This is a genomic window from Streptomyces sp. NPDC054961 (assembly GCF_053609145.1).
Genome location: NZ_JBSGWY010000012.1, coordinates 79,619 through 99,590, shown reverse-complemented (window position 1 = coordinate 99,590; position 19,972 = coordinate 79,619). Strand labels below are relative to the sequence as shown.

The following is a 19,972-nucleotide window of genomic DNA, read 5'->3' as shown; positions in this document are numbered from 1 at the left end:
TCCACCCAGCGACTCACCCCGGGGGCCGAAGTGAAGCCGAAGTACCGCCTTGCAGCCGTCGCCCTGACCGCGGCCCTCGCCATACCCGCGGTCACCTCCTGCGACGCGATCTCGACCGCGATGGACTGCGCGAGCACGGCGGTCGCCATCACGGACGGCGCGAACGACCTCCAGCAGGCCGTCTCGCAGGCCGGCAACAGCCCGCAGGACGCGCAGAACGCGCTGAACCAGATCGAGGCCAACCTCAAGAAGGTCGGCGACCAGACGGACAACGCGGACCTGAGCAAGGCCATCACCTCGATGAACACGGCCGTCAAGAACGTCCGCACCTCGCTCGAGGGCGGCAACTCCACCCCGGACATCACCCCGGTCGCGGACGCGGCGAAGGAAATCTCGAAGGTCTGCACCCCGGGCTGAGCCGGGGGCCGAACGGCCGATAATGGGGTCATGACCTCGACGCCTCCTCCCAGCCGCCTCATCCTGGCCACCCGCAACGCGGGCAAGGTCACCGAGCTCCGCGCCATCCTGTCCGACGCCGGCCTGCCGCACGAGCTGGTCGGCGCGGACGCGTACCCGCAGATCCCGGACGTCAAGGAGACCGGCGTCACCTTCGCCGAGAACGCCCTCCTCAAGGCCCACGCCCTGGCCCGGGCCACCGGCCTCCCGGCGGTCGCGGACGACTCCGGCCTCTGCGTGGACGTCCTGAGCGGCGCCCCGGGCATCTTCTCGGCCCGCTGGGCCGGCGCCCACGGCGACGACAAGGCGAACCTGGACCTGCTCCTCGCGCAGCTCGGTGACATCGCCGACGAGCACCGCGGCGCCCACTTCTTCTGCGCGGCCGCCCTCGCCCTCCCCGACGGCACGGAACGCGTGGTCGAGGGCCGCCTCCTGGGCACCCTGCGCCACGCCCCGTCGGGCACGGGCGGCTTCGGCTACGACCCGATCCTCCAGCCGGCCGGCGACACCCGTACCTGCGCGGAACTCTCGGCGGCGGAGAAGAACGCCATCTCCCACCGCGGCCAGGCCTTCCGCGCCCTGGTCCCGGTGGTCCGCGAACTCCTGGGCTGACCGGCCCGGCCGAAACGCCGAAGGCCCGGCTCTCGGAGCCGGGCCTTCGTATGCGTGCGGTCGGAGGGACTCGAACCCTCAAGGGATTTCTCCCACAACTACCTAAAAGTTGCGTGTAGGCCAATTCCACCACGACCGCGACTAATCGGCTAATTCGGACATCCATCCTGGCCGACTGCGGCTAGTGTACGACTGCCGAGGTTCGCTGGGCGACACCATTGCGGCCGCGGCCTCCGCGGCACCAGGTGTCGGTCAGGGCGTGGCAGTTGGGGCACAGGTAGCGGAGGTTTTCGCGGCGATTGTCGAGCCAGTCCCCGCTGATGTGGTCGATGTGGAGGGTGATCGGCTGCCCCAGCCATGCGCCGGGATTCCCGCAGCTCGCGCAGACGCACGGAGCGCCTACCTCTTGGAGTGCCCTGTGGAGCCGGGGGCGGCCGAGCCGGGCGGATCCCTTCGGGAGGACGGTAAGGGTGTCGGGCGCGACCGGCCTTGGCCCCGCTGCCGTCCGGGACCCCCAGGGCCGTCGTTTGAAGTGGCTCACGTCGAGTCCGAGTTGGCTGACGCGGCGGCGTACCCGGCGGTGATTGACGTCGTTCACCTCGAGGTCGAGAGCGCGCATGAGGTCCGCGTAGCTGGTCGCCTCCGGAACGGTGGCGCGAAGCAGGTCAGCGGGGATGGTCGGCCGGAAGTTGGCGAAGTGCGCGGTGTCGATGCCGTGCTTCTTGAGCATCCTTCCGAGAGCGGCCCGGGATCGGCTGTCGTCGGACATGCCCAGAGCTCGAGCCGTACCGCGGATGCTGCCGGCGCTGGTCGCCGCGGAAGCGAGTTCTGCCGTGGTGAACGGCAGCTCGACGCGCTCCCGATTCATTCCCGCGAAGTGGCCGGTGTCGATGCCCGCCGCTGCCATGCGCCGGACGATGTGCGACAGCGTGCCGGTCGCGGGGCGCATGCCGAGCTTGAGAGCGACCTCGCGCAGTGTGCTCGATGAGGCCGCGGCCGCAGCTATCGCCTCGTCCGTGTACTTGCGCCACGGACTCCGCTTCGCGAAATGGCTGCTGTCGATCCCGAAGGAGGCCACCTTCTCCTGGAGGACGCGGCGCTGCCCGCCGCTCTCCGTGAGCTGGAGGCGTCGCATCAGGTCGGCCCAGCCTCGTGAGTCGGCGACGGCTGCGGCCAGTGTGGCGCGTTCGTACGGGTCGGCCATCGGTCCCCCTTCGATGAGGCCGCGCGTGCGACCCTCGTACGGAGTAACGGACCGATAGCCGGACGGTTACGGACCGATTGGTCCGATAAGCGGAACAGCCCGCACCGGGTGGGTGTGGGCCGTTCCGTCGCGAAAAGGGTGGGGTCAGATGCCCAGGTCCTTGATGATCTTGGCTACGTGGCCCGTCGCCTTGACGTTGTAGAAGGCGCGCTCGACCTTGCCCTCCTCGTCGACGACCACCGTGGAGCGGATGACGCCCGTGACCGTCTTGCCGTACAGCTTCTTCTCGCCGAACGCGCCGTACGCCGTGAGCACTTCCTTCGACGGATCGCTGACCAGGGTGACCTTCAGGTGCTCCTGCTCACGGAACTTCGCGAGCTTCTCCGGCTTGTCCGGGGAGACGCCGACGACGTCGTAGCCGGCCGTGGCCAGGACGGCCAGGTTGTCCGTGAAGTCGCAGGCCTGCTTGGTGCAGCCCGGCGTCAGCGCGCTCGGGTAGAAGTACACGATCACCTTGCGGCCCTTGTGGCCGGCGAGCGAGACCTCGTTGCCGTCCGCGTCGGGCAGGGTGAAGGCGGGGGCGATGTCGCCCGGCTCAAGTCGCTCGCTCATCTCAACAGTCTCCTCGGGAGGGGATCGGTACGGTCACGAGACTAAGCTGCTGACAGACTGTTCATGAGGGGCTACGCCCTCATGGGACCGACCACGACGACGGAGGCAGCGCGGTGCCGGAAGCCAGGACCCCCGCACAGATCGAGGCGGACATCGTCCGCCGCCGCGACCAGCTCGCCGAGACGCTCGACGAGATCGGTGTGCGCGTCCACCCCAAGACGATCGTCGGGGACGCCAGGGCGAAGGTGGTCGGGACCGTCGACCACGCCGTCGGCCGCGCGGTGGCGACGGTGAACCGCCTGGTCACCGACGCCCGCGACGCGCTGCGCGACGAGGACGGAGCCCCGCGCGTCGAGCGGATCGTGCCGGCCGCGCTGCTCGTGGCCGGTGTCCTGGGCCTGCTCGTCGTGTCGGCGCGACGCAAGCGCTGATGACCCGGGCGGGCGCGGCGCGGGCGCGGGCGGGTAGGTTCGGGGCGTGAGCGAGAACACCACCACCCACGACAAGCTGCCCATCCGCATGCTCCACGACCGCGTGCTCGTGAAGTCCGACTCGCCGGAGGGCGAGCGCCGCTCGGGCGGCGGCATCCTGATCCCCGCCACGGCCGCGGTGGGCAAGCGGCTGGCCTGGGCCGAAGTGGTCGCGATCGGGCAGAACGTACGGACGGTCGAGACGGGGGACCGGGTGCTCTACGACCCCGAGGAGCGGGCCGAGGTAGAGGTGCGCGGGGCGACGTACCTGCTCATGCGCGAGCGGGACCTGCACGCCGTGGCCGCCGAGCGGCTGGAGGGGTCGGAGGACTCCACGGGCTTGTACCTGTAGGTCCCCAGCTGCCCGGGCTTCCCTGATTCCTTGTATTCCATGGTCGAAAGGGGCCGGTGACGACGGTCACCGGCCCCTTTCGTCTGTTTTTGCTACGATAGTGAAACCCCCGACGAGACGCGCCGTACCGGGTGGCTGTCGCTGTGCACCGTGGTGCCGATGGCTGCATGACAAGACGACGCACCCTGTTCCGCTCTCGTTCTGGAGGTGCCTGTCATGGCCTGGATCCTGCTCATCATCGCCGGTGTGATCGAAGTCGCCTGGTCGATCGGTATGAAGTTCACCGAAGGGTTCACCCGGCTCTGGCCGAGCGTGTTCACGGGCGCCGGCATCGTGGCGAGCATGGTGCTGCTGTCCCTCGCGGTCAAAACCCTGCCGATCGGTACGGCGTACGGCGTGTGGGTGGGCATCGGCGCCGCCGGAGCGGCGGTGGTCGGCATGGCGGTGATGGGTGAGCCCGTCACCGCCGCCCGGATCTTCTTCATCGCCCTGCTGCTGGTCGCGGTCGTGGGCCTGAAGGTGACCTCCGGCCACTGACCCGCGCAGCCCGGGTCATTCCAGGAGGTCCGCCGGCGGGCGCCGTCCTTCGGTGGCGCCGCCGCGGGCGCCCGCGGCGGCGCCGGCCTCGCCCCGGCCTCCGGTGCTCAGCCCGCCCGTGGTCCGGCCGCCCGCGATGCGGCCGCCCGTGGTCTGGCCCCCGTTGTTCTGCCCGTCCGTGTTCTGCCCGCCGTCCGTCCGGCCCCCGTTGTCCCCGCCGCCGTTGTCCCGGCCCCCGTCGTCCTGACCGCTCGTCGTCCGGCCGCCGTCGTCCTGTCCGTCCCCGTCCCCGTCCTGCGTCTGCCCGCCCGTCGGCGGGCTGGGCGTGGGACGGTTCGGCGGGCCGGAGGGGCGTTCGCCCGGGGTCTGCTGCGGGGGGTTGGGGTTGACGGACGAGGGAGGCGGCGGCTGACTGGCGCCCGGCATGAGCTCCAGGTCGAAGTCGACGGGGTCGCTGTCGGCCAGGGCCGTCTTCGTGTACTGCGCCCAGATCCGGGCCGGGTAGCCGCCGCCTCCGATGCGGCCCTCGCCGAGCGCTCCGTAGAGGGATTCCAGGGTTCCGGTGTCCGGGTCCTGACCCATCATCGAGACGACGGTGACCAGGTCGGGGGTGTACCCCGCGAACCAGGCGGAGCGGTCCAGTTCGCCGGTGCCCGTCTTGCCCGCGGCGGGGTGTCCGGCGGCCAGGGCGGCTGTGCCCGTGCCGTTGTCGACGACGCTGATCAGCATGGACGTGGTGGTGTCGGCGGCCTCGCGGCTGACGGCCTGGGTCACGTCGCGGTGCGGCAGCGGAACGGTGTCGTCCGCCTTGCTGATCTTCTCCACGAAGGTGTGCGGGGTGTGGCGGCCGTGGTCCGCGAGGGTGGCGTAGGCCTGGGTCATGTCGAGGACGCTGGCCTGCAGGGTGCCCAGGGCCATGGCTGGCACGGCGTCGAAGTTCGGGGTGTTCTCGGGGAGTCCGAGGGCGACGGCGGTCCGCTTGACCTTGTCGGTGCCGACGTCGACGACCATCTGGGCGAAGACGGCGTTGACGGAGAGGTCGGTGGCGGTGTTGACGGTGATGTTGCCGTAGCTGAGCTGCCCCTCGTTCTCGGGGGCGTAGGGGATGCGGGTGCCCACGACGCGGCGCTTGTTGTCGCCGTTGTAGATCGTGTACGGGGTGATCGTGCGGCCGTCCTGGGTGTGCGAGTCGTTCTGCACGGCCGAGGCGAACACGAACGGCTTGAAGGTGGACGCCACCTGGAAGTCGTGCCGGGTGGCGTTGTTGACGAACTGCTTGGTGAAGTCGATGCCGCCGTACAGCGCGACGACCTTGCCGGTGGCCGGGTCGATGGAGACGGCGCCGGTGCGTACGACGCGGTCGGCCTTGACCTTCCCGGGGTCGAGCTTGCTGACCATCTTGTCGTTGACGGCATCGACGAGGGCGGTCTGACGGTGCTTGTCGATGGTCGTGGTGATGCGGTAGCCGCCCTCGGCGAGCGTCTTGTCGTCGAGGATCTTGTTGTCGACGATGTAGTCCTTGATGGCCTCCACGAGGTATCCGCGCTGGCCCGAGAGTCCGGCGGCGGGGCGGACCTTGCCCGGTTCGGGGAACCGGATGGCGGCGCGTTCGGAGGCCGTCAACCAGCCCTTCTTGACCATGCCGTCGAGCACGTAGTTCCAGCGGGCGAGGGCGCGCGGCCGGCCCTGGGGGTGGGAGACGACATCGAAGGCGCTGGGGGAGTTGAGGAGGGTGGCGAGGTAGGCGCCCTCGGCGGTGGTGAGCTTGCCGACGTCCTTGCCGTAGTAGGCCTGGGAGGCGGCCTGGATGCCGTAGGCGTTGCGGCCGAAGTAACTGGTGTTCAGATATCCCTCGAGGATGTAGTCCTTCGACTTCTCGCGGCCGAGTTTGATCGCGATGAAGAACTCCTTCACCTTCCGCTTGATGGTCTGTTCCTGACCCAGGTAGTAGTTCTTGACGTACTGCTGGGTGATGGTCGAACCGGACTGGGTGCCCTTGCCGGTCGCCGTGTTCCAGGCGGCGCGGAGCATCGCCGCCGGGTCCACCGCCCGTTCGGAGTGGAAGTCGCGGTCCTCGGCGGCCAGGACGGCCTCCTGGACGGTGCGGGGGATCTGGGAGAGCGGCACGTTGACGCGGTCGACCTCGCCGTCGCGGGCGAGCTGGGAGCCGTCGGCGTAGAGGTAGACGTTGGACTGGGCCACGGCGGCCGCGTTGGCGGGCGGGATGTCGACCAGCAGGTAACCGGCCACCAGGGCGCCGCCGACCAGCAGGGCGAGCAGCAGGAAGGCACCCAGGACCATCCGCCAGGTGGGCAGGATCCGGCGCCAGCCGGTGCGCTTGCGCCGGGTCCGCCGGGCCGCCCCGTCCGCGCGTGCCGCCCCGTCCGCGCCGCCGGCTCCCGCCGCCTTCGCGCGCCTGCGCTCCGCCCTTTCGGCCTTCTTGGCCTGCCTGGCGGTCATTTCGGGTCCCGGCGACGGGGTCGCGCTCCCGCCGGCGGGACGCGGTTCCTCGGGGGTGTCCGGATCACGAGGCGTCCAACCGGGCGGTGGTGACGGGTCGCTCATCTCCGGGACTCCTCGGCGCCGTACGAAATATCCACATCTGTACCTCTGGTGTCTACCCGATGGCCGCCGGTTCCGCTTCGGACGGGCGTAATTCCTTCGCGTGGATCGCCCCTCCGCACTAAGCTCGCGCGCTTTGGCCGATGTACGAACGACGTGGGAACGACGTGGGAACGACGCAGCCACGGCGTGGGAAACGGAGGACCGGGTGCGCCCGAGCGCGCGTACGAACATGCGTCAGGAAGTGGGCCTCTACGGCGCGGTCGCGGCCGGGGGCTTCCGCCGGTACGCCACCTACGGGACGGCGACCGCGGCCGGGGTGTTCACCAACACCGCCTTCGGCTTCGTCCTCGCCTACACGTTCGTCGCCTTGTGGGACGAACGCCCCGGACTGGGCGGCTACGACCAGTCGCAGGCCCTCACGTTCATGTGGGTCAGTCAGGCACTGCTCGCCGCAGGGGCGTTGATCGGCGGCGGCTTCCAGGAGGAGTTCCAGGAGCGCGTCCGGACGGGTGACATCGCCGTCGACCTGTACCGGCCGGCCGATCTCCAGCTGTGGTGGCTGGCGGGCGATCTGGGCCGGGCAGGGTTCCAACTCCTGGGCCGCGGCGTAGTACCGCTGATGATCGGCGCTCTCGCCTTCGACCTGGCGCTGCCCGCCGATCTGACGCGCTGGGTGCTGTTCCTCGTCGCGGTGCTCCTCGGACTGGTGGTGAGCTTCGCGCTGCGCTACCTGCTGGGGCTGGCGGCGTTCTGGCTGATGGACGGCGCCGGCATCAACCTGATGGCCACCGTCGCCTCGATCTTCTTCTCCGGAATGCTGCTGCCGCTGACCGTGTTCCCGGGCGGCTTCGGGGAGTTCGTCCGCGTCATGCCGTGGGCGGCGGTGCTCCAGGTCCCCCTGGACGTCCTGCTGGGCAAGGGCGCGGGGGCCGGCAGCGCGGCCGGGGCGTTCGCCTTCCAGGCCGCCTGGGCGCTGGCCCTGCTGGGACTGGGCCGGCTGGTGCAGTCGGCCGCGACGCGGAAGGTGGTGGTCCAGGGTGGCTGAGCGGGTGGCGGAGGGGGGCCGGCGGGGCGAGGGGACGGACGAGGGGATGGGCGAGGGGACGGGAGAGAGGGTGCGGAGCTTCGTTCCGGGGGCGGCCGAGGCCGCGGTGCGTCCCGGGCGTCCTGGTGGTCCTGGTGGTCCCGGGGCCCTGGAGCCCCTGGACGTGCCGCGGCGCAACCGGGTGGTGGAAGGGCTGCGCGGCTACGGCCTGATCGCGGCCATGTGGATCCGGTCGACGATGACCTACCGCACGTCCTTCTTCCTCTCCACGTTCGGGAACGCGGCGATCACCCTCCTCGACTTCGTCGCCATCGCCATCATGTTCTCGCACGTGGACGAGCTGGGCGGCTTCACGCTCCCCGAGATCGCGCTGCTGTACGGGTCCTGCTCGGCCTCCCTGGGCCTGGCCGACCTGCTGCTCGGCAACACCGACCGGATCGGGGCCCGGATCCGCGACGGCTCCCTCGACACCATGCTCGTCCGGCCGGTCCCGGTGCTCGCCCAGGTCGCGGCCGACCGCTTCGCGCTGCGCCGGCTGGGACGGATCGCCCAGGGCCTCGGGGTGCTCGCGTGGGCGGTCGCGAACCTGGACCAACTGGACTGGACGGTCGGCAAGATGCTGCTCGTCCCCGTGATGATCACGGCCGGGGCGGGGATCTTCGGGGCGGTGATGGTGGCGGGAGCGGCGTTCCAGTTCGTCGCCGGGGACGCGGCGGAGGTGCAGAACTCCTTCACGTACGGGGGCTGCACGATGCTCCAGTACCCGCCGACCGTTTTCGCGAAGGACCTGCTGCGCGGGGTGACCTTCATCGTGCCGCTGGCCTTCGTCAACTGGCTGCCCGCTCTGTACGTCCTGGGGCGGCCCGACCCCCTGGGACTTCCGGTGTGGGCGGCGTTCGCGAGCCCGTTGGTGGCCTTCGCGGTGTTCGTGCCCGCGTCGCTGGCGTGGCGCGCGGGAGTTCGTTCGTACCGGAGCACGGGGAGCTGAGTGGACATGACGACAACGGATGCGCTGATGACGACGGATGCGCTGATCTCGCTGGACGGGGTCGAGAAGGTCTTCGACGTACGGCGTCGAGTGGGCCTGGTACGTAGGGAGAAACGGCAGGTCAGGGCCGTGGACGGGATCAGCTTCGAGGTGGCGCGCGGGGAGATGGTCGGCTACATCGGGCCCAATGGCGCGGGCAAGTCGACGACGATCAAGATGCTGACCGGCATCCTCACCCCGAGCGGCGGCCGGCTGAGGGTCGCCGGGATCGATCCGGCGCGGGAGCGGCTGCGCCTGGCGCACCGCATCGGGGTGGTGTTCGGGCAGCGCACGACGCTGTGGTGGGACCTCCCGCTGAAGGACTCCTACGGGCTGATGCGGAGGATGTACCGGATCCCGGCGGCGCGGTTCGCGGAGAACCTGGAGCGCTGCGTGGACCGGCTCGACCTGTCCGAGCTGCTCGACGTACCGGTGCGGCAGTTGTCGCTGGGGCAGCGGATGCGCGGGGACATCGCGGCGGCGCTGCTGCACGATCCGGACGTGCTGTACCTGGACGAGCCGACGATCGGGCTGGACGTGGTGAGCAAGGCGAAGGTACGGGGCTTCCTGCGGCAGTTGAACGAGGAGCTCGGGACCACGGTGCTGCTGACCACGCACGACCTCCAGGACATCGAGCAGCTCTGCGAGCGGGTGATGGTGATCGACCACGGGCAGCTGATGTACGACGGGTCGCTGGGCGGGCTGCACACGGCGGGCGGGGCGGGGGAGAGCGAGCGGACCCTGGTGGTGGACCTGGAGCGGGAACTCGCGCCGATCGAGGTGGCGGGGGCGCGGGTGGTGAAGGTGGAGGGACCGCGGCAGTGGCTGGCCTTCCCGGCGCGGGCTTCGGCGGCTCCGCTGGTGGCGGCGGTGGCGGCCGAGTATCCGCTGCTGGACCTGTCGGTGCGGGAGCCGGACATCGAGGACGTGATCGCGCGGATGTACGCGGGGCGGGGGTAGGGCGGGGCGGGCGAGGCCGGGCGGGGCGGTTCGGGCGCGGGCTGTGCGCGGGCTGTGCGGTGGGGCCGGGGATAAATCAGGGACAACCCTGAGGGGGAGCCGGGTCCGAGCCATACAACTCTGAACGGCGACTGCTTAGGCTGGTCCTCATGAGTGACGAGCGGCCTGAGAAGCCGTTGCCCCAGGAGCCGGTGCCGTTCGAGAAGCCGCTGCCGGATCTGCGGGCCTCGGACGCGGACCGGGAGCGGGTGGTGGAGCGTCTGCGGGACGCCGTCGCCGAGGGCCGGCTCGACATGGAGGAGTTCGAGGAGCGGCTGGAGGCGACCTACGCGTCCCGCACCTACGCGGAGCTGGAACCGCTGACGCGCGATCTCCCCGCGCTCGGCGCGACGGCGCCGGTGGCGGCCGCCCCGGTGGGCCCGGTCGGCCTGACGGGGGTGCCGGCCGGATCGGACTCCGGGTGGCCGGCCCGGATCGGGGGTGGCGGCGCGGTCGGCGGCCCCGCCATGGCCGTCGCGGTCATGTCGGGCTTCCAGCGCAAGGGCAACTGGACCGTGCCCTCCCGCTTGCACGCGGTGGCGTTCTGGGGCGGCGGTGAGATCGACCTGCGCGAGGCGAACTTCGAGCGGCGCGAGGTCGTGATCAACTGCGTCGCCGTCATGGGCGGCATCGAGATCACCGTGCCGCCGGGTGTGGAGGTCGACGTACGGGGCATCGGCGTGATGGGCGCCTTCGACCAGCGCGACAACCCCGGGCCGGTGGAGCCGGGGGCCCCGCGGGTGGTCGTGACGGGCTTCGCGTTCTGGGGTGGCGTGGAGATCAAGGTCAAGCCCCCGAAGAGCGCGAAGGCGAGCAAGATCTCGAAGTCGAAGCCGCGCAAGGAGCTCTAGGGACGGCGGCAGCGGCGGTCGCCGGGCCGCAGGAGCAGGAGGAGCGGCCAGAGCAGGCAGAGCGGCCAGGGCAGGAGGAGCGGGAGGAGCCGACCGGCGCGCCGGGAACTCCCAGGGCGCCCCGGGAGTCGGATGCTATGGAGACCGAACCGGCGCCCGGGGGAAAGCAGGAGCACGTGGAGCAGGGCAGCAGCACGAAGAAGGCGGCGCCGCGGGGCGGCTTCGTCTTCAGCGAGGCGGACGAGGAGCGCCGGCGCGGCGTCCGGCAGATGAAGCGGATCGCCACCGGCCTGCTGCTCCTCGTGGCCCTGGTCTACGTCGCGGCGAAATGGGCGGAACACCACGGTGCGGGCGGCTGGGCGGGCTATGTCGCGGCCGCCGCCGAGGCGGGCATGGTCGGCGCCCTCGCCGACTGGTTCGCCGTCACCGCGCTGTTCCAGAGGCCGCTGGGGCTCCCGATCCCGCACACGGCGATCATCCCGACGAAGAAGGACCAGCTCGGCATCTCCCTCGGCGAGTTCGTGGGGGAGAACTTCCTCTCCGCCGACGTGGTGCGTACGAGGCTGCACGCGCTCGGCATCGGCGGCCGGCTCGGTGCCTGGCTGGCCGAGCCCGCGCACGCGGACCGGGTCACGGCGGAGCTGGCCACGGCCCTGCGCGGGGCGCTGACGGTCCTGCGGGATTCCGATGTGCAGGCCGTCGTGGGCGAGGCGATCACGCGGCGTGCGGAGACGGCGGAGATCGCTCCGGGCATCGGCAAGACCCTGGAGAAGGTCGTCGCGGACGGCGGCCACCGCCGGGTCGTGGATCTCGTGTGCGCGCGGGCGCACGACTGGCTGGTTCTCCACGCGGACTCGGTGGAGGCGGCGGTCCAGGGCGGGGCGCCGGGGTGGACCCCCCGCTTCGTGGACCGCAAGATCGGCGACCGGGTCTACAAGGAGCTGCTTCGCTTCGTCCAGGAGATGCGGGACATGCCGGAGCACCCGGCGCGCGGGGCGGTGGACCGCTTCCTCGCGGACTTCGCGGCCGACCTCCAGTCGGACACGGAGACGCGGGCGCGGGTGGAGCGGCTCAAGTCGGAGCTGCTCGCGCGGGACGAGGTGCAGGACGTGATCGCCTCCACCTGGATGGCCGTCCGGTCGATGATCATCTCGGCGGCGGAGGACGAGCGGAGCACGCTGCGCCTGCGGGTCCGGTCCTCGCTGATGGCACTGGGCGCCCGACTGGCCACGGACGGCCGGCTCCAGGACAAGGTGGAGGGCTGGATCGAGGGCGCGGTCGTGTACGTGGTCACCACCTACCGGGCGGAGATCACCTCGCTGATCACGGACACGGTGGCGGGCTGGGACGCCGAGCACACCTCCCGCAAGATCGAGGCCCACATCGGCCGCGACCTCCAGTTCATCCGCATCAACGGCACGGTCGTCGGCGCGCTGGCGGGGCTGCTGATCTACTCCGTGTCGCGTGCTGTGGGCGCGTAGCGGGGCGGGGCGCGTCGGGGTGGGAGGCCTGCGACGGGGGAGGGCGGCCGGGGCGGCAGCCGCGCAGCGCCCCGGCGCGGAGCCGGTTCGGCTCCGCCCCTTCGCCGGTCAGTCGCGGTCGGCGACGGCCCAGGCCGTGGCGGCCACGACGCCCGCGGCTGCGAACACGGCCGGCCAGGCGCCGACCTTCTTCGCCAGCGGGTGCGCGCCCGCGAAGCCGGCGAGGTACAGCGCGCCGAGCCCGGCCGCGACGGGTACTCCGCCGCGCTCGTGCCACTCCCGCCCGGCGGCGATCCCGGCGGCGCCGAGCACGACCCCGCCGAGGGGTCGCTTCTTGGTCCACCGGGCGACGGCGTACCCGCCGACCAGTCCGGCGGCCGCCACTACGGAACTCGGTACCCGTGCCATGCCCCACCACTCCTTCACGTGACAACCGGATCGCGCCGCACCGCGCCGCACCGCGCCGCACCGCGCCGCACCGCGCCGCACCACATATTCGGCGGAACAGTACGCTCATCAGGTCGTACGCTCATAGAAACGTACGCCCGTCCTCCTCCGAGGCTAACGCGGACCCTTGACCACCCGTCGGGCGCCCATCGAACCCGCCAGCACCAGCACGGCTCCGCCGATCACCGGATCCGGCACCGCCTCCCGTACGCCGTGCGGCAGCACCGCGACCACGCCCAGGACGAGAAGGAACGCGAGCACGCATCCGCCGGCGACCCGAAACAGTCTGTCCACGCACTGCTCAACGCGGCCGCCCCGCACCCGACACGGAGCGGGGGAGGGGATTTGTCGCACACTCGCCGGATCCGTGTGATGTCTGCCCAGGCAACCGGATGGGCATAAATTCAATCTCCCACCCAAAGGGGCAAACCACCCAGCCCCCTCCACCCCCAACCTCAACACCAGGAGCAAGGACATCGTGATCTGCTACGGACAGGCCGTCCTCGACCTCGCGGACGAACTGGTCGACGCCTACGCCGACGTCTTCTCCGCCCCGCCGTGGAACGAAGACGAAGAAACCATTCGCCAGTTCGCCGCCCGCCTCCCGGCCGACGCCCGGCGCCGTGGTTTCCGTACGGCCCTCGCCCAGTCCGCCGCCGGCATCGACGGCTTCGCGACGGGCTGGATCACCCCGGCGGCCTTCCCGAAGAACCGTGCGTACGCCCAGGTCGCGGCGCAGCTCGGTCCGGCCCGGGTGAAGGAGCTCCTGACCGGCGCGCTGGAGATAGACGAACTGGCCGTACGCCCCTACGCGCGCGGCCGCGGCACCGGCCGCGACCTGCTGATCGAGATCACCGCCGACGCCCCGGACCGCCGCGCGTGGCTGCTGACCAGCCGCCTGGCCAAGGAGACGGTGGCGACGTACCGCCGCCTGGGCTGGCACGAGGTCACCCCCCTGCCGGGCACGGAAACGGGCGTGATCGTCTTCCTGTCGCCGGACCACCCGAACCGGGCGGCCTAGCCGACCTCCCACGGCAGCTCGGCCCCGGCCGACTCGGCCCCCCGGGGCCCGCGCCGCCGCCGGCCCCCGCTCCGCCGCCGGGGCGAGCCACCGGGCGGTCGACCTCAGCGGGCGGGACGGGGGCGTGGCGGGGGCGTGGCGGGGCAGTAACTCCGGGCGGAGAGGCCCGGAAGCTCAGAGGCCGCCCTCACCGTCTCCGGCATCCCGAGCGCCCGCCCGCTTCGCGCGGCCGCCGACTTCGCCGCCCGCTCCGAGGCTCCCGAACTGATCCGGTCGGTCCTGGCCCACGTCGTCCAGGCGGGCTGGTGCCACCCGCACGACCTGCACACCGAGCTGCGCGCCTCCCGCCTCCTGACCCGCCCCGCGATCCGCGAGGCCGCCGCCGAACTCCTCGCCGGGGTCCGTTCGGTGGCCGAGGCCCAGGCCCGCGACACCCTCTCCGCGACGGACCTCCCGACCCCCCTGTGGAACGCCCGCCTCTACACCCCGGATGGCACCTTCCTGGCGAGCCCGGACGCGTACTGGGCCGACGAGGGCGTGGCCCTGGAGATCGACTCGGCGGAGTACCACTACACCCGCGACTCCTGGCACGCCACTCTCCGCCGCCTGCGCCTGGAATCCCACGGCATCCTCGTCGTCAGCGCCACCCCGTCGATGATCCGCGACACCCCCACCGAAGTCCTGGCCGCCCTGCGCACCTTCCTTACCCTCGCGACCCCCCGCCCGACCCCACCCACAGCCCTGGCCCGCGGCCACCAGCAGCTCCCGCTTCCGTTCCGCGCCTGAGATGCCACGGCCAGCAGGTACGCCACCGGCAGCTACGCCTGCTGCGAGGGCAAGATCTTCGCGATTTCGGCCTTCAGCTCATCGGGCGTGCGCCACGACGCTTCCCTGTGGCTGCGATGACACATGCGGTGGCAGTTGGCGCAGAGCAGAGCGAGATCACTCAACTTCGTCTCGCGAGGGCCCGAGATGTGGAGTGGCAGGACATGATGCACTTCGATGTAGCCATCACCAAGAGATCCGTATGCGGAACGGAAGTCGAAGGTGCAGACAGCGCACTCCAGGGGCAGCCCGAGTTTGCGAACCTGGCTGATCTTGCGCCTGCGCAGCGCTGGGTTCCGCTCGCGAGAGATCGCCCAGCGCGCAAGCAGCCGGCCTTCAGCGGCGGTCGTCCCGTCCTCGTCTGCTTCGTCGGGCTGCTCGGGGATCAACGCAAGCTGGCCGGACCCGATGCCGTCTTCGATGGACTGGGCAGCCTGGAGCATCGCGGCTTCACGGGTGAGGAACGCGTCGATGATCAGCTTGTCCAGACTTCCGCCCTTCGTGGGCTTGCCCGGGTACTCGGGATGGTTGGAAGCAAGATCGGTGGTTTTGCGGGAAACGCTGCCGACCGACCTGTACTCGGGAAGGTGCGCGGCCAGGCCTGTCCGCCCGGGCAGAGGCAGGGACCGGAGCAGATCAGAGAGGTCAGTCACAGCGGGATCGCCGACTCTGAGCTCCCGCCAGCCGTTCTTGACGACGAGCGCGCAGGCCAGCAGCAGTTCATCCCAGGTCCACGCAGGGCTTCGCATGGCAGATATCGTACTGACGTTCGCCCGTGCGTGCGGAGAGTACCGATCGGGTCCAATGGTGTCGCACAATTGGGGAGGTCGTTGTCAGTGGGGTCTGTCACCCTCTGTGAGGACGGATTGCATGGTGTGTCCGTCGCGCAAATCTGGAAGGAGGGTGCATGACCAGCACTGAGAAGAAGTTCACCTCGTTTGAGATCTGCGCAGGGGCAGGTGGGCAGGCCCTGGGGCTCGAGCGGGCAGGTTTCGATCATGCGCTCCTCATCGAGATGGACGAGAACGCGTGCAACACCCTGAAGGCCAACCGGCCGGCATGGGAAGTGCACAGAGGTGACCTGCGCGCCTACGTCGACAGTGGGGCCGCCCTCGACCTCAAGGGCAAGGTTGACCTGCTTGCTGGTGGCGTGCCCTGCCCGCCCTTCTCTCTGGCGGGCAAGCAGCTCGGCAAGGACGACGAACGTGATCTATTTCCGACGATGATCAAGCTGGCCAGTCAGCTGGAGCCGTCAGCGGTCATGATCGAAAACGTCAGGGGCCTGATGCAGGCCAAGTTCGACGGCTACCGCAAGGAGATCATCGCGGAGCTCGAAGGACTGGACTACCGGTGTTCCTGGCAGGAACTCCAAGCCAGCGACTTCGGGGTGACACAGCTCCGCCCCCGAAGCGTTCTCGTGGCGCTGAAGCCTGACTACTGGAAGCACTTCGATGAGGACGGCTGGCATCTGCCTGCCCCCGATCAGAAGGAACCACTCTCGGTCGGTGATCTCCTCAAGCCCTCGATGCAGAAGCGCGGGCTCAAGGGGAAGGCGCTCAAGGAGTGGTACGCGCTGGCTTCCAGAGGTATCGCCCCAACCCTTGTGGGCGGCTCAAAGAAGCACGGCGGGGCGGATCTAGGACCCACACGGGCCAAGAAGGCCTGGGCGAACCTTGGCGTTTCGGGACTTGGCGTAGCCGATGAGCCCGACAAGACAGGTGCGACGAAAAACCCCGCGCGTGACCTTGGAGAGGCTGGCAAGACTCTCCCTATGATTACGGTCAAGCAGGCTGCACTGATCCAGGGATTTGGTCCTGAAGATGGCGAGCCGGCCTGGGAGTTCACGGGGCGTAAGACCGCGGCTTACCGTCAGGTGGGGAACGCGTTTCCGCCTCCCGTAGCGAAGGCGGTGGGTCTCCAGATCAAAGCAGCGCTGGAGGCGCACAGGCGGCACACGGCTGAGGGACCCGCGGTCTCGGTCTCATTTCCCAGCCCCGCGGAGCCGAGTGGCGATATCGACAATCTGACTGGCGCTCGCCTCTGGTGAATCGTGCTCCCAGAAGCGGAGCACGGTCCAGCCGGCCTCACGCAACCGGGAATCGGTGTCCCTGTCGCGGGCCATGTTCCGGGTGACCTTCTCTGACCAGTAGCCACTATTGGTCTTCGGTGGCACATAGTGAGCAGGGCAGCCATGCCAGTAGCAGCCGTCGATGAAGACAGCTAGCTTCGCCGGACGGAAGACAAGGTCTGCCGTCCGGCGGAGATCAGGCAGGGGTTTCGCTGCGACGCGGTATCGGAGACCCCGGGCGTGCACCAAGCGGCGCACCAGCTGTTCAGGTTTGGTGTCGCGGCTCTTAATGGCCTGCATGTTTCGGCGCCGGGCGGCGGATGACGCCCAGGACCCGACAGGCGGCTCCCAGCTCTCCTGGCCCGTCATGGCTGTGTCCTTCCTCGGCGCCTAGAGGATGTTCCCGCTGTTCCGGAGGTCCTCGGTCAGTTTATCGAGTCCGTTCATGGCCATGGTCCTGGCAGCGTGGTCACCTTGTTTGCGCAGGGTGTCCAGATCTGGCCAGGCGAGCGGGCTACCGCTCTTGGGCAGATCGATTACCGCAGACCAGGCACCCACCCAGCTGGGGCACAGGTGGTAGATGCGGTCCTCAATGCTCTCCCGTGGGACGCTGGCGGCGCGGGGGAATTCCGCGGTCGCCATGGCATATGGGACATCTGGCCGGTACTTGGTCAGTGGAACCATCTGGGCTGCTTCGGTTCCGCGGTCGGACCTCCAAGACCACTTCGAGGAGATGGCAGCCACGAGCCGCGAACCGGAGTCGGTGACCAGGATGTCGCTTTTCCGGTCGCCAACGTCCCGGCGCATGTGAAGGCCACGGATATGCGTAAGAGGGACCTCGTGGCGAACCTGCCAACCCTCGGGAAGGCTGCACTGCAAGTAATGCATGAGAAGGTCACGGAAAAGTGCCCCTCGGGCACCACCGCTCAAGTTGTCCGGGCGTTTCAGGTCGATACCGTTGCGGTTGACTGCGTCAGTCCAGAGGGCGAGCAGGGCAATCTCCCCCGAGGTCCGGCGACGGTATGGGAGGCTCCCCGGCTTCTCGGAGTCAGAGATTGCGTCGTGAACCCTGCATGTTCGGACCTCGGGATTCCAGTTAACTATTCCTGATACAGAAGAAGCCCCGGTGATTTCTGTACCGTGAGCGTCAAATGCGGAATATCCGGCATCCAGGAGCCATTGGGGGGTCCATCCCAGCGCTCCGGACGCCTCGCCGAGAGTCTGGCCGGCCTTGATTGTAAAGTTCGCCGCATCAGACAAAGTGGAATGATTTGGCCAGCAGAGGCCTAGAATGATCGCGCTGATCGATTCAGGATTGTCGAGGTGCTTCTCGATCAGATGCTTCTGTGTGGAGCTCAGGGGCATTTCATTCCGCGATTTTCTGTGATAGGCGGGCTATCTGCCGGCGGCGGTATGGTTCGGCAGGCTGGGTGCTGGGTGTATCGGGTCGCTGCCCAGCGCGATCTTCCATGCCTGTCCGTCGAGCTGGACCACGCCGTTGTCGCTCTGGGGTGGTGCAGGAGTGACTCTGATGCTGACAAACTCACCTTCGCGGGGAATGGTCGCGCCGAGGAGAGCTGCAATGTTCCGGTGACTTTCATAGTCCCCCATGATGAGGATCCCCCTTTTCTGCAGGGCGCTCCTCGATCCGCCATTGCCTCGGACCCGCTTCATGTAGTCTTTCTGCTGGGCGACAGTCCGCACGACATTGCGGCCGATCCGCCGGTTCTGCACCCTTAGGAACAGTTCATTCAGCCGGGCTTGGCCAGAAGTGTGCGCGAAGATTCTTCTGCGATCCTCAGGGTCCATATGCAACAGGATGTTCTCTGGGAGCGGCGCATCCCTCCAGAGCCATCTGATCTTGTCGCGGTGAGTCGCGCTGAGTGTCATTTTTTGATCGCGATTGTTTCCCCGGTTTAGCCATTCTTGCCGAATCCTGAGCAGTCCTGCACTCCACGAGGTACTGACGTCGTCCGCCCAGACGAGCAGGCACACGTGACCTAGCGCCTCGGGTGGAATCATCCAGGACCCGAACCGTTGCGAGTACTTGCAGTCGACATCAATGCTGGCGATTTGGTAGTCCATTGCATCGCCGTCTTCGAATCTGAATTCACGCTGAAGGTTGATCTCGACAACAGTTCCTGCGTGCGTCTTCTCCGTTTTAGACAGGGTTTCCCAGTCGTATCTTCCTGTGACCTCGCCATTGAGCAGTTGATCTATGGTGTCTCGCAGGACCCTGGCGAATCGGTCGCCAGTCGGGTCCAGGCCGAGGAGCTCGCGATAGACGGCGTCGAGTTCGCTATCGTTGTCAGAGGGCCGAGTGGCCGAAATGTTTGTTGCGGCTGAAATGTCGAATAGAGGCGTGGGTTCGCCGTCCCAGTTCACTGATTGCCGGTTCGTGCGTGGCAGTCCGCGTACGGGCGGCCCGACGTGCACCAGCACGGGGTGGACGGGGTCGGGGGCCATGAGGTGGCTTTGCCGCGGGCCGCGAGGGTGGTGGCGTATTCCGCCAGGAGGGACGGGGAGGATGGGGAGGTCTTCTCCGAGGCGGCGAAGGCTTCGTACGAGGGGACGCTCGCGGTGACGATGCCGAGGTTGGTCGTGCCCGAGGCGGCCAGGGTGCGCAGGGAGGCTTCGACCTGGGCCAGGTGGGCGTCGTGGGAGGGGTATTCGGCGGCCAGGGTGGGGTACGAGGTGAGGAGTTCCGCCAGCTCCCGCGCCGGCCAGTGGAGGATGGCCACCGGGAAGGGACGGGAGAGCGCGGCGCGGCGGTCGCCGAGTTCGGCGCGCAGACGGGCGATCTCGGCGCGCAGCTCGGCGGGGTCGTCGGAGCCGAGGGCCCAGATGCGCTTGGGGTCGTGGAGTTCGTCCAGCGGGATCGGGCCGATGTGGCGGGTGTCCGCGACCATGTCCCAGTCGTCGTGCGGGAGCCCCAGGAGGCGGCGTACGCGGTGGCGTCCGGTCAGGAGCGCGGTCGTCGCCTGGGTGAGGGGGGCGTGGTCCGGGATGAGGAGGGTGGCGGCCTCGGTGAAGCACTCGTGCGAGGCTTCCAGCTCGTCGTGGGCTTCGAGCGCCTCGGCGATGACCTCCCAGGGCGCGGGGTCCTCGGGAGCGGCCGCGCGGATGCCGGAGATCAGGGCGCGGGCCTCGGGCTCGTGGCCGTACTCCCACAGGTTGGCGGCCTGGAGGGCCTTGATCAGGGAGGGGTCGGCCGTTTCCCCGGCGAGGAGTTGGTCGTAGAGGGCGCTCGCCCGTTCGCGTGCGTCGGCCAGTTCGAGGTGGGCGGCGGCCTGGAGGAGCAGCGGCTCCTGGTCCTCGGGGTAGCGGGTCGCCGTGCGGATGAGGCGCTCGGCTTCGGCGATGTGCTCGGCAGGCGTGTCGGGGCGCATGGTTGACACCG

General features: G+C 69.4%; 23 protein-coding genes, 1 tRNA gene and 1 riboswitch. Of the genes, 13 read left to right on the top strand and 11 right to left on the bottom strand.

The genetic code is table 11. The features are described from left to right. The first annotated feature begins 30 nt into the window (after nt 1-30). Together ACWF9Z_RS14220 and rdgB are read left to right on the top strand one after the other, a co-directional pair. Nucleotides 31-417 carry a hypothetical protein gene (locus tag ACWF9Z_RS14220; RefSeq protein WP_453601683.1) on the top strand — a complete coding sequence of 129 codons (387 nt, stop codon included), beginning with the start codon at nt 31-33 and terminating at the stop codon, nt 415-417. Nucleotides 418-447: 30 nt separating this feature from the next. Then, complete coding sequence (gene rdgB / locus ACWF9Z_RS14215) at nt 448-1,068, top strand: RdgB/HAM1 family non-canonical purine NTP pyrophosphatase (RefSeq protein WP_453601680.1); 621 nt, start codon at nt 448-450, stop codon at nt 1,066-1,068. 55 nt (nt 1,069-1,123) lie between these two features. On the opposite strand, the gene ACWF9Z_RS14210 is transcribed toward rdgB, so the two are convergent. The 3 genes from ACWF9Z_RS14210 to bcp form a co-directional block, all read right to left on the bottom strand. After that, nucleotides 1,124-1,207, bottom strand: a tRNA-Leu gene (locus ACWF9Z_RS14210). A gap of 42 nt (nt 1,208-1,249) precedes the next feature. Further along, entirely contained in the window at nt 1,250-2,272 is a 1,023-nt protein-coding gene (locus ACWF9Z_RS14205) for an HNH endonuclease signature motif containing protein (protein ID WP_453601677.1), read from the bottom strand. A gap of 144 nt (nt 2,273-2,416) precedes the next feature. Then, nucleotides 2,417-2,884: a thioredoxin-dependent thiol peroxidase gene (bcp, locus tag ACWF9Z_RS14200; protein ID WP_453601674.1), complete on the bottom strand. Its 468-nt coding sequence runs from the start codon at nt 2,882-2,884 to the stop codon at nt 2,417-2,419. Nucleotides 2,885-2,997: 113 nt separating this feature from the next. On the opposite strand from bcp, the gene ACWF9Z_RS14195 reads away from it, so the two are divergent. The 3 genes from ACWF9Z_RS14195 to ACWF9Z_RS14185 all read left to right on the top strand — a co-directional run bounded on the left by ACWF9Z_RS14195 (nt 2,998) and on the right by ACWF9Z_RS14185 (nt 4,243). Then, nucleotides 2,998-3,315, top strand: coding sequence for a DUF3618 domain-containing protein (locus ACWF9Z_RS14195; RefSeq protein ID WP_453601671.1), 318 nt, complete (start codon nt 2,998-3,000; stop codon nt 3,313-3,315). Nucleotides 3,316-3,361: 46 nt separating this feature from the next. Then, complete coding sequence (locus ACWF9Z_RS14190) at nt 3,362-3,706, top strand: GroES family chaperonin (RefSeq protein WP_453601668.1); 345 nt, start codon at nt 3,362-3,364, stop codon at nt 3,704-3,706. Nucleotides 3,707-3,792: 86 nt separating this feature from the next. Then, nucleotides 3,793-3,891: riboswitch (guanidine-III (ykkC-III) riboswitch) on the top strand. A 31-nt stretch (nt 3,892-3,922) separates the two neighbouring features. Continuing rightward, the gene (locus tag ACWF9Z_RS14185) at nt 3,923-4,243 is read left to right on the top strand and encodes a DMT family transporter (protein ID WP_453601665.1); all 321 of its coding nucleotides are present in this window, start codon (nt 3,923-3,925) and stop codon (nt 4,241-4,243) included. A 15-nt stretch (nt 4,244-4,258) separates the two neighbouring features. On the opposite strand, the gene ACWF9Z_RS14180 is transcribed toward ACWF9Z_RS14185, so the two are convergent. Further along, on the bottom strand, nt 4,259-6,808 hold the full coding sequence (locus ACWF9Z_RS14180; RefSeq protein WP_453601662.1) for a transglycosylase domain-containing protein: 2,550 nt from the start codon (nt 6,806-6,808) through the stop codon (nt 4,259-4,261). Nucleotides 6,809-7,037: 229 nt separating this feature from the next. Between ACWF9Z_RS14180 and ACWF9Z_RS14175 the strand changes: the two genes are divergently transcribed. The 5 genes from ACWF9Z_RS14175 (at nt 7,038) to ACWF9Z_RS14155 (ending at nt 12,211) form a co-directional block, all read left to right on the top strand. After that, nucleotides 7,038-7,853 (top strand): ABC transporter permease, encoded by an 816-nt coding sequence (locus tag ACWF9Z_RS14175; RefSeq protein ID WP_453601659.1) that lies wholly within the window; start codon nt 7,038-7,040, stop codon nt 7,851-7,853. A gap of 46 nt (nt 7,854-7,899) precedes the next feature. Further along, entirely contained in the window at nt 7,900-8,841 is a 942-nt protein-coding gene (locus ACWF9Z_RS14170) for an ABC transporter permease (protein ID WP_453601823.1), read from the top strand. A gap of 6 nt (nt 8,842-8,847) precedes the next feature. Then, the gene (locus ACWF9Z_RS14165) at nt 8,848-9,840 is read left to right on the top strand and encodes an ABC transporter ATP-binding protein (protein WP_453601656.1); all 993 of its coding nucleotides are present in this window, start codon (nt 8,848-8,850) and stop codon (nt 9,838-9,840) included. A 149-nt stretch (nt 9,841-9,989) separates the two neighbouring features. Next, nucleotides 9,990-10,730 (top strand): DUF1707 SHOCT-like domain-containing protein, encoded by a 741-nt coding sequence (locus ACWF9Z_RS14160; RefSeq protein ID WP_453601653.1) that lies wholly within the window; start codon nt 9,990-9,992, stop codon nt 10,728-10,730. Between the two features lie 137 nt (nt 10,731-10,867). Then, nucleotides 10,868-12,211 (top strand): DUF445 domain-containing protein, encoded by a 1,344-nt coding sequence (locus ACWF9Z_RS14155; protein WP_453601650.1) that lies wholly within the window; start codon nt 10,868-10,870, stop codon nt 12,209-12,211. Nucleotides 12,212-12,319: 108 nt separating this feature from the next. Here the strand turns inward: ACWF9Z_RS14155 and ACWF9Z_RS14150 are convergent, their stop codons facing one another. After that, nucleotides 12,320-12,619 carry a hypothetical protein gene (locus tag ACWF9Z_RS14150; RefSeq protein WP_453601647.1) on the bottom strand — a complete coding sequence of 100 codons (300 nt, stop codon included), beginning with the start codon at nt 12,617-12,619 and terminating at the stop codon, nt 12,320-12,322. Nucleotides 12,620-12,772: 153 nt separating this feature from the next. Further along, nucleotides 12,773-12,952 carry a hypothetical protein gene (locus tag ACWF9Z_RS14145; protein ID WP_453601645.1) on the bottom strand — a complete coding sequence of 60 codons (180 nt, stop codon included), beginning with the start codon at nt 12,950-12,952 and terminating at the stop codon, nt 12,773-12,775. A gap of 184 nt (nt 12,953-13,136) precedes the next feature. Here ACWF9Z_RS14145 and ACWF9Z_RS14140 point away from each other — a divergent pair, with 184 nt between their 5' ends. Together ACWF9Z_RS14140 and ACWF9Z_RS14135 are read left to right on the top strand one after the other, a co-directional pair. Continuing rightward, entirely contained in the window at nt 13,137-13,679 is a 543-nt protein-coding gene (locus tag ACWF9Z_RS14140) for a GNAT family N-acetyltransferase (protein ID WP_453601643.1), read from the top strand. 408 nt (nt 13,680-14,087) lie between these two features. Next, nucleotides 14,088-14,465 (top strand): hypothetical protein, encoded by a 378-nt coding sequence (locus ACWF9Z_RS14135; RefSeq protein WP_453601640.1) that lies wholly within the window; start codon nt 14,088-14,090, stop codon nt 14,463-14,465. Nucleotides 14,466-14,497: 32 nt separating this feature from the next. Here ACWF9Z_RS14135 and ACWF9Z_RS14130 read toward each other — a convergent pair whose 3' ends face one another. Beyond that, complete coding sequence (locus ACWF9Z_RS14130; protein ID WP_453601638.1) at nt 14,498-15,253, bottom strand: HNH endonuclease; 756 nt, start codon at nt 15,251-15,253, stop codon at nt 14,498-14,500. 158 nt (nt 15,254-15,411) lie between these two features. Between ACWF9Z_RS14130 and ACWF9Z_RS14125 the strand changes: the two genes are divergently transcribed. Next, nucleotides 15,412-16,551, top strand: a complete 1,140-nt coding sequence (locus tag ACWF9Z_RS14125) for a DNA cytosine methyltransferase (RefSeq protein WP_453601635.1) — start codon at nt 15,412-15,414, stop codon at nt 16,549-16,551. On the opposite strand, the gene ACWF9Z_RS14120 is transcribed toward ACWF9Z_RS14125, so the two are convergent. Genes ACWF9Z_RS14120 through ACWF9Z_RS14105 form a run of 4 tightly spaced genes read right to left on the bottom strand, consistent with a single transcriptional unit; the run spans nt 16,486 to nt 19,961 of the window. Further along, nucleotides 16,486-16,941 (bottom strand): very short patch repair endonuclease, encoded by a 456-nt coding sequence (locus ACWF9Z_RS14120; protein WP_453601632.1) that lies wholly within the window; start codon nt 16,939-16,941, stop codon nt 16,486-16,488. The genes ACWF9Z_RS14125 and ACWF9Z_RS14120 overlap by 66 nt on opposite strands. A 21-nt stretch (nt 16,942-16,962) precedes the next feature. Next, nucleotides 16,963-17,937 (bottom strand): hypothetical protein, encoded by a 975-nt coding sequence (locus tag ACWF9Z_RS14115; RefSeq protein WP_453601630.1) that lies wholly within the window; start codon nt 17,935-17,937, stop codon nt 16,963-16,965. A 30-nt stretch (nt 17,938-17,967) separates the two neighbouring features. Continuing rightward, a complete protein-coding gene (locus tag ACWF9Z_RS14110; protein ID WP_453601820.1) occupies nt 17,968-18,921 on the bottom strand; it encodes a NaeI family type II restriction endonuclease in 954 nt (317 codons plus the stop codon). 32 nt (nt 18,922-18,953) lie between these two features. After that, nucleotides 18,954-19,961, bottom strand: a complete 1,008-nt coding sequence (locus ACWF9Z_RS14105) for an SEC-C metal-binding domain-containing protein (protein ID WP_453601627.1) — start codon at nt 19,959-19,961, stop codon at nt 18,954-18,956. Between the last annotated feature and the right edge of the window lie 11 nt (nt 19,962-19,972).

What these genes read in the sequence shown, in the direction of transcription:
- rdgB (WP_453601680.1), top strand. Translation starts at nt 448, where the DNA reads ATGACCTCGACGCCTCCTCCCAGCCGCCTCATCCTGGCCACCCGCAAC.
- ACWF9Z_RS14205 (WP_453601677.1), bottom strand. Translation starts at nt 2,272, where the DNA reads ATGGCCGACCCGTACGAACGCGCCACACTGGCCGCAGCCGTCGCCGAC.
- bcp (WP_453601674.1), bottom strand. Translation starts at nt 2,884, where the DNA reads ATGAGCGAGCGACTTGAGCCGGGCGACATCGCCCCCGCCTTCACCCTG.
- ACWF9Z_RS14185 (WP_453601665.1), top strand. Translation starts at nt 3,923, where the DNA reads ATGGCCTGGATCCTGCTCATCATCGCCGGTGTGATCGAAGTCGCCTGG.
- ACWF9Z_RS14180 (WP_453601662.1), bottom strand. Translation starts at nt 6,808, where the DNA reads ATGAGCGACCCGTCACCACCGCCCGGTTGGACGCCTCGTGATCCGGAC.
- ACWF9Z_RS14175 (WP_453601659.1), top strand. Translation starts at nt 7,038, where the DNA reads ATGCGTCAGGAAGTGGGCCTCTACGGCGCGGTCGCGGCCGGGGGCTTC.
- ACWF9Z_RS14170 (WP_453601823.1), top strand. Translation starts at nt 7,900, where the DNA reads ATGGGCGAGGGGACGGGAGAGAGGGTGCGGAGCTTCGTTCCGGGGGCG.
- ACWF9Z_RS14165 (WP_453601656.1), top strand. Translation starts at nt 8,848, where the DNA reads ATGACGACAACGGATGCGCTGATGACGACGGATGCGCTGATCTCGCTG.
- ACWF9Z_RS14160 (WP_453601653.1), top strand. Translation starts at nt 9,990, where the DNA reads ATGAGTGACGAGCGGCCTGAGAAGCCGTTGCCCCAGGAGCCGGTGCCG.
- ACWF9Z_RS14155 (WP_453601650.1), top strand. Translation starts at nt 10,868, where the DNA reads ATGGAGACCGAACCGGCGCCCGGGGGAAAGCAGGAGCACGTGGAGCAG.
- ACWF9Z_RS14150 (WP_453601647.1), bottom strand. Translation starts at nt 12,619, where the DNA reads ATGGCACGGGTACCGAGTTCCGTAGTGGCGGCCGCCGGACTGGTCGGC.
- ACWF9Z_RS14130 (WP_453601638.1), bottom strand. Translation starts at nt 15,253, where the DNA reads ATGCGAAGCCCTGCGTGGACCTGGGATGAACTGCTGCTGGCCTGCGCG.
- ACWF9Z_RS14125 (WP_453601635.1), top strand. Translation starts at nt 15,412, where the DNA reads ATGACCAGCACTGAGAAGAAGTTCACCTCGTTTGAGATCTGCGCAGGG.
- ACWF9Z_RS14120 (WP_453601632.1), bottom strand. Translation starts at nt 16,941, where the DNA reads ATGACGGGCCAGGAGAGCTGGGAGCCGCCTGTCGGGTCCTGGGCGTCA.
- ACWF9Z_RS14115 (WP_453601630.1), bottom strand. Translation starts at nt 17,937, where the DNA reads ATGCCCCTGAGCTCCACACAGAAGCATCTGATCGAGAAGCACCTCGAC.
- ACWF9Z_RS14105 (WP_453601627.1), bottom strand. Translation starts at nt 19,961, where the DNA reads ATGCGCCCCGACACGCCTGCCGAGCACATCGCCGAAGCCGAGCGCCTC.